The 1,051-nt window shown below is 50.3% G+C and carries 3 protein-coding genes; all 3 read right to left on the reverse strand.

Annotated elements, in window-relative coordinates; all coding sequences use genetic code 11:
- On the reverse strand, positions 1 to 229 hold a 229-nt coding region (locus V6D20_00695; GenBank protein ID HEY9814315.1), incomplete at its 3' end, for a hypothetical protein.
- Positions 229 to 594, reverse strand: a complete 366-nt coding sequence (locus tag V6D20_00700) for a hypothetical protein (GenBank protein HEY9814316.1) — start codon at positions 592 to 594, stop codon at positions 229 to 231. The genes V6D20_00700 and V6D20_00695, both read right to left, overlap by 1 nt.
- A gap of 119 nt (positions 595 to 713) precedes the next feature.
- The gene (locus tag V6D20_00705) at positions 714 to 941 is read right to left on the reverse strand and encodes a hypothetical protein (GenBank protein ID HEY9814317.1); all 228 of its coding nucleotides are present in this window, start codon (positions 939 to 941) and stop codon (positions 714 to 716) included.
- Between the last annotated feature and the right edge of the window lie 110 nt (positions 942 to 1,051).

The following is a 1,051-nucleotide window of genomic DNA, read 5'->3' on the forward strand; positions in this document are numbered from 1 at the left end:
TAAGCTTCTCTGCCTGATCATCTGACAGACCCAACTGGTTAGCCTGATTGTAGATGCTGACCAGCTTATCCTTCTTGGTGCGGCGCTCCTTCATCAAGTCCTGACCATTAGCCATCCAATAGTCCATACGCTTCTCAAGCATACGTTGAGCGTTTTCACGATCCTTTACACGGTTGTCGGTGATCTGTTGAGCAGCACCACCAATAGCTGCACCAAGATAAAATGCCATTACTTCTTCCTCCGAGACATAAGCCCCTGCGTTACTTCCTCAACTTCTTCCTGCTCTTCCAGCTTGTCTTCCACCTTAGGAGGTAGAGACTTAGCTGCCTTCACAGCAGTCTTGATCATCAAGGGATCAGGTGAATCATCACCGTCGCCTTCTAGTCCAGTGTTAACTTCCACTCCAACCTCACGGGCCATTTGAACAAGGGCCTCGTGCAGCACAGGGGCGATGAGTACAGCAACGTCAATAGTATGGATGCCGTTTCCTACACCGCCCATTGTCAGAATCTGTACAAAGGAAGTGACAGGGAAACCCTGCTCCAACAGATCGATGATCCTACCAGCCTTCTTGGGGTCAGTGATCTTGGGCATGTAGTATTCGATAGCACCTTCCACAGTAGGGTACTGAGGAGGACGCTGCCACGGGCGAGAGCCTAGCTTAGATGTAAGCCCCTGACCCGGCACGGGTGCAATGGGTAGAACGTCCTTCATTACTGTACTCCTGCTTTCTCACGGATGAAGCGCACGTAGTTTGCAATGTAATTGAGTGGGCTTTCATCTTTAGTGTTTGACGTAGGCTTGGTCACAGGCTTGCGCCGAGCCATGATGCCCCGCACACCGTCATCAACCATGTCATCAATTGCCTCATTCGGAGCTTCACTCTCCTGCATAAGATCATTGATGTTCTGTATAGCCAAACGCATTGGTTCGTTATTCATTTACGTGTCCTTTGATTATAGGAAGCTCAAGCCGTAGTCGATCAGCTTGCCAGCGCCTGCAGAGAGAATATCACCGACCAGACCACCGATAGCGGCAGAGGATTGGGTGT

This window comes from Candidatus Obscuribacterales bacterium (genome assembly GCA_036703605.1).
Lineage (GTDB): Bacteria > Cyanobacteriota > Cyanobacteriia > RECH01 > RECH01 > RECH01.

Excerpts from the sequence above, each read along its gene's own strand:
- V6D20_00705 (HEY9814317.1), bottom strand. The coding sequence starts at position 941 with ATGAATAACGAACCAATGCGTTTGGCTATACAGAACATCAATGATCTT.
- V6D20_00700 (HEY9814316.1), bottom strand. The coding sequence starts at position 594 with ATGCCCAAGATCACTGACCCCAAGAAGGCTGGTAGGATCATCGATCTG.